We start from the raw sequence: 5,071 nt of genomic DNA, 5'->3' as shown, positions 1-5,071 counted from the left end.
TCAGCGGTCAGCGGTCAGGTAGTAAAATAAAACACCGAGCCTTATGCAAGCCCAGTTTTTATATTATAGGTGAGAGTTTACCTCGCGCACTTTCACAACATGTCAAACTACCTGCGCGGCGTAAAGCCCCGCCTACGTTTAACCCAAACACCGTACTTGGCTTAATCTTTTGCTGGCAACTTGTCGCTGCAAGCAAGGTTTCAGCGACAGCAACTTGTCGCTGCAAGCACAGTATGGTTTCAGCGACACAACTGACAGCTGAAGACTAAAAACTGTTCTTTAACCTAAATCATCGCGGCTTTTACATACACATCAAAGCGGTTTTTCTTGGTTTTGATTTGCATACTCGGGGTTTTATCATTTAAAAATGGTGCGTAATCGGGGCGTTTCACTACTACACGCTTACTGGCAAGGGGGTAGGCAAACTCGAGTAAATCATCGGCGTCGGTATCGCCACCTACTAACTCTTGGAATACGCGCATTTCTTTTTTAACCAATGCTGATTTTTCACGGTGCGGGAACATTGGATCAAGGTAAACCACATCGGGCATGCTGTCACATTGAGCAAGTAAGGTATGGCTTGAGCCAAAGATAAGGCTCATATTTTGCTGCATCCATGGGCCAATTTCACTATCGTTATAAGCACGTTGTAAGCCATCATATAACAGTGCAGCAACCACGGGGTGGCGCTCATGTAAAATTACTTTACAGCCTAATGAGGCTAACACAAAACCGTCGCGTCCAAGGCCTGCTGTGGCATCGAGTACCACTGGCGTTGCGCCCTTATTAAGACCAACGGCTTTGGCAATTGATTGCCCTTTACCACCACCAAATTTACGCCTATGTGCAACGGCACCAGTTATAAAGTCTACGTTAATAGCACCTAATTTTGGCTCGTCAGTTTTATACAGGCTTAGTCCTTTATCATCGTAATGCAAGCTAAAACCACTGCTTTGCTCTGCCCATTGAGCAAGCCCAAAGCGTGCTTCTAACTCATTTAAATAAGGTCGACACTCTTTAAACGCACACTGTATAACCACTTCACACTCCGATGATAAATTTCACCGTTATTATACCCAAACAAAGCCAATATACGATCTCTAGTTTAAAACAACTCAATATCGTTATTTTCGCTCTCAGGTTCTGGCTGCGTTTGTTGTTTACTTAGTTGTGTTTGAGTAATTAAATAAAAAAGCGCCTCTGGGGCGCTTTTGTAATTATATTTTAATCCGCAAAGGTCAACAGACCCTAAGCGGCGATGCCGCTGTGGCGCAGTAGTGCATCTACACTTGGCTCACGACCACGGAAGTTTTTAAACAGTGCCATTGGCTCTTCGCTGCCGCCTTTTTCAAGAATATGCTGCATAAACGCTTGGCCAGTTTGTGGATTAAAAATCCCCTCTTCTTCAAATTTAGAATAGGCGTCTGCCGAAAGTACTTCAGCCCATTTATACGAGTAATAGCCTGCACTGTAACCGCCCGCAAAAATATGACTAAAGCCATGCTGAAAACGGTTAAACGCTGGCGGCTTAATGACTGAGGTACGACTGCGTACATCATCAAGTACAGCTTGAATGTTACATGGTTTGTCTGCCACGTAGTCATGGTGAATTTTAAAATCGAATAACGAGAACTCAAGTTGTCTTAACATTTGCATACCTGAGTTATAATTTTTAGCGGCCAATAGTTTATCTAGTAGCTCTTTTGGTAATGGCTCACCGGTTTCGAAGTGGCCTGAAATAAAGCTTAGGGCTTCTTCTTCGTAACACCAGTTTTCTAAAAACTGACTTGGCAATTCAACGGCATCCCATGCTACACCATTAATACCAGCAACAGGCGCTGCATCTACTTGAGTTAACATGTGGTGAATGCCGTGACCAAACTCATGGAACAGTGTGGTTACTTCATTATGGGTAAACAAAGCAGGCTTATCGCCAATCGCTTTATTAAAGTTACATACTAAGTAAGCAACTGGTGTTTGAAGTTCACCATTAGCGCGCACTTTACGACCCATACAGTCATCCATCCACGCACCACCACGCTTGTGGTCACGGGCGTATAAATCTAAGTAGAAACGACCACGTAAAGTATTATTGCTATCGTAAATTTCAAAAAAGCGCACATCTTTATGATAAGTATCGATGTCTTTTTGTTCTTTAACTGTAATACCAAATAGGCGGTTAACGGTTTCGAACAAACCACTAAGCACTTTATCGGCAGGGAAGTATGGGCGTAATACTTCATCTGAAATCGCGTACTTTTCTTGCTTTAGTTTTTCACTGTAATAACCAAAATCCCACGCCTGCAGTTCACTAATACCATGCTTTTGCTCTGCATATAGTTGCAACTCTTTAAGTTCTTGCTCTGCTTGTGGTTTAGACTTAGCGGCTAAGTCTTCTAAAAATGAAAATACCTGCGCGGGTGATTCTGCCATTTTTGTAGCTAAAGATTTTTCGGCGTAATTATTAAAGCCAAGTAATTGTGCTAACTCATGACGCAGTGCCAGCTCTTCACTCATAATCGCCGAGTTATCAAACTCTCCTGCATTTGGACCTTGATCGGATGCACGAGTAGAAAACGCGGTGTATGTTTCTTTGCGAAGTTCACGGTCGTCTGCGTAAGTCATTATAGGTAAGTAAGATGGGAAATCGAGAGTAAATACCCAGCCTTCCAAGTCTTTACTTTTTGCCGTATCGGCCGCTAATGCAAGCGCTGATTCTGGTAAACCAGCCAATTGGCTTTCATCGGTAATATGCTTATGCCATGCAAGCGTGGCATCCATCACGTTATTACCAAATTTTGAAGCAAGCTCTGATAAACGCGCACTAATTTCACCGTAGCGTTTTTGTTGCTCAGGATTTAACGCAATACCTGAAAGCTTAAAGTCACGTAATGCGTTAGTAATGGTTTTTTGCTGGGCAGTAGTGAGTGTTTTAAATTCGTCACTGTTATAAAGTGCGTTGTAAGCCTCATACAAACCTTGGTGCTGACCAACAAAAGTAGAATATTCAGAAATAAGCGGTAAACATTGCTCGTAGGCTTCGCGAAGTTCATCATTGTTCATTACTGAGTTCAAATGCGATACCGGTGAAAACAATCGCGATAGTTTATCGTCAGCTTCTTCAAGGGGTAATACTAAATCTTCCCATGTGTATGATTGCTTTGCTAATACATCATTAATTGCACTGCGACAGTGCTCAATACCTTTTTTTAGTGCCGGGACAACATGCTCTGGCTTTATTTTTGAAAAAGGCGGTAAGCCTTCAAGCCCGATTAGGGGATTAGTATGTGCATTGGTCATAGTGATTCTCGGTTTATGCAAAATATAAAAATTTAAGTTGGGGCAAAATACGTAAATACAAGGGCAAACCTGCTTTACTAGTTAACGAGTGTGTATCTGTAAATGATCACTTAGCAGCTTGATCTGAAATAGCATATCTTTCGTTTGATGAAGGATGTTTGATAGATTTTAGCAGCCCCGAACAAGTGACTTGCTCATCGCATATGCTATCATCAGCACAGAAAAGTTAAATTAATATTTAGAGGATTAAACATGGCTCAGCATTTTGATTACATTGCAATTGGTGGCGGTAGTGGTGGTATTGCATCAGCTAACCGTGCAGCAATGCGTGGCGCAAAAGTAGCATTAATTGAAGCTAAACACATGGGTGGCACCTGCGTAAACGTAGGGTGTGTTCCTAAAAAAGTAATGTGGCATGGTGCTCAAGTTGCTGAAGCAATTAATCTTTATGCTCCTGATTACGGTTTTGATGTTGAAGTTAAAGGCTTTGACTGGTCAAAGTTAGTAGAAAGCCGTGAAGCCTATATTGGCCGTATTCACAAAGGCTATGATAATGGTTTAGCTAAAAATGGCGTAACTGTGATCAAAGGCTTTGCAAAGTTTGTGGATAGTAAAACTGTTGAAGTAGATGGCGAGCACTATACTGCCGATCACATTTTAGTCGCCGTAGGCGGACGCCCTACTATTCCTAATATTCCAGGTGCTGAACACGGTATTGATTCAAACGGCTTTTTTGAGCTGAACGAACAACCTAAGCGTGTTGCTGTTGTTGGTGCCGGTTATATTGCCGTAGAAATTGCAGGTGTGCTGCACAGCCTAGGGACACAAACCCATTTATTTGTTCGTAAGAGCAAGCCACTGCGTACCTTTGACCCATACATTATCGACACACTGGTTGATATTATGGCAAAAGAAGGCCCTACTCTGCACACTGAGTGTTCACCAAAAGAGGTGGTAAAAGAGGCTGATGGCAGCTTAACGATTCATTTTGAGAATGGTTACAGCGAAAATGTTGATCAAGTTATTTGGGCGATTGGTCGTACACCAACAACCGATAAAATTAACCTTGCTGCAGCAGGCGTAGAAGTAAACGAAAGCGGTTATGTAAAAGTAGATGAATACCAAAACACCACAGCTGAAAATGTATACGCTGTGGGTGATATTATCGAAAATGGTATTGAGCTTACACCGGTTGCTGTAAAAGCGGGTCGTACTCTATCTGAGCGTTTATTTAATAAAGAATTGCCGAACGATTTGAAAATGGACTACAGCCTAGTACCAACCGTGGTATTTAGCCATCCACCTATCGGCACCATTGGCTTAACTGAACAAGAGGCGATTTCTCAGTACGGCGAAGAAAATGTAAAAGTATATAAATCAAGCTTTGCGGCTATGTACACCGCAGTTACTCAGCATCGCCAAGCATGTAACATGATGTTAGTGTGTGCAGGCGATGATGAAAAAGTTGTGGGCTTACACGGTATCGGTTTCACCGTTGATGAAATGATTCAGGGCTTTGCTGTTGCCATGAAAATGGGCGCGACTAAAGCCGATTTTGATGCGGTTGTCGCACTACACCCAACAGGGTCGGAAGAGTTTGTTACCATGACAGGTTAGTGTAGGAAAAGCATCTTACACACATAGTAAACTCTGGAAAAAATATTAATGCTGACTATATTGTGTATAGTCAGCGCTTTTCCATGAGGATTCTATGGCGTTTTTAATTAATTCCGATAATGTCTGTGAACTACCCATCGACGCCACTCCGTGT

The 5,071-nt window shown here is 42.3% G+C and carries 4 protein-coding genes; 2 read left to right on the top strand and 2 right to left on the bottom strand.

Annotated features, from left to right (window positions below; genetic code table 11):
- Positions 1-269, top strand: a 269-nt coding sequence (locus CWC14_RS19405) for a hypothetical protein (RefSeq protein ID WP_212746549.1), incomplete at its 5' end; no start/stop codon positions are given.
- A gap of 15 nt (positions 270-284) precedes the next feature.
- On the opposite strand, the gene CWC14_RS09390 is transcribed toward CWC14_RS19405, so the two are convergent.
- Both CWC14_RS09390 and prlC read right to left on the bottom strand, forming a co-directional pair.
- Positions 285-1,040 (bottom strand): class I SAM-dependent methyltransferase, encoded by a 756-nt coding sequence (locus CWC14_RS09390; RefSeq protein ID WP_033104255.1) that lies wholly within the window; start codon positions 1,038-1,040, stop codon positions 285-287.
- 208 nt (positions 1,041-1,248) lie between these two features.
- The gene (prlC, locus tag CWC14_RS09385) at positions 1,249-3,300 is read right to left on the bottom strand and encodes an oligopeptidase A (RefSeq protein ID WP_138562558.1); all 2,052 of its coding nucleotides are present in this window, start codon (positions 3,298-3,300) and stop codon (positions 1,249-1,251) included.
- Between the two features lie 252 nt (positions 3,301-3,552).
- On the opposite strand from prlC, the gene gorA reads away from it, so the two are divergent.
- Complete coding sequence (gorA, locus tag CWC14_RS09380; RefSeq protein ID WP_138562556.1) at positions 3,553-4,917, top strand: glutathione-disulfide reductase; 1,365 nt, start codon at positions 3,553-3,555, stop codon at positions 4,915-4,917.
- Positions 4,918-5,071: the final 154 nt, after the last annotated feature.

The organism is Pseudoalteromonas sp. S3260, assembly GCF_005886925.1.
In the GTDB taxonomy this organism is placed as follows: Bacteria; Pseudomonadota; Gammaproteobacteria; order Enterobacterales; family Alteromonadaceae; genus Pseudoalteromonas; species Pseudoalteromonas tetraodonis.
This window is presented reverse-complemented; position numbering and strand designations above follow the sequence as displayed.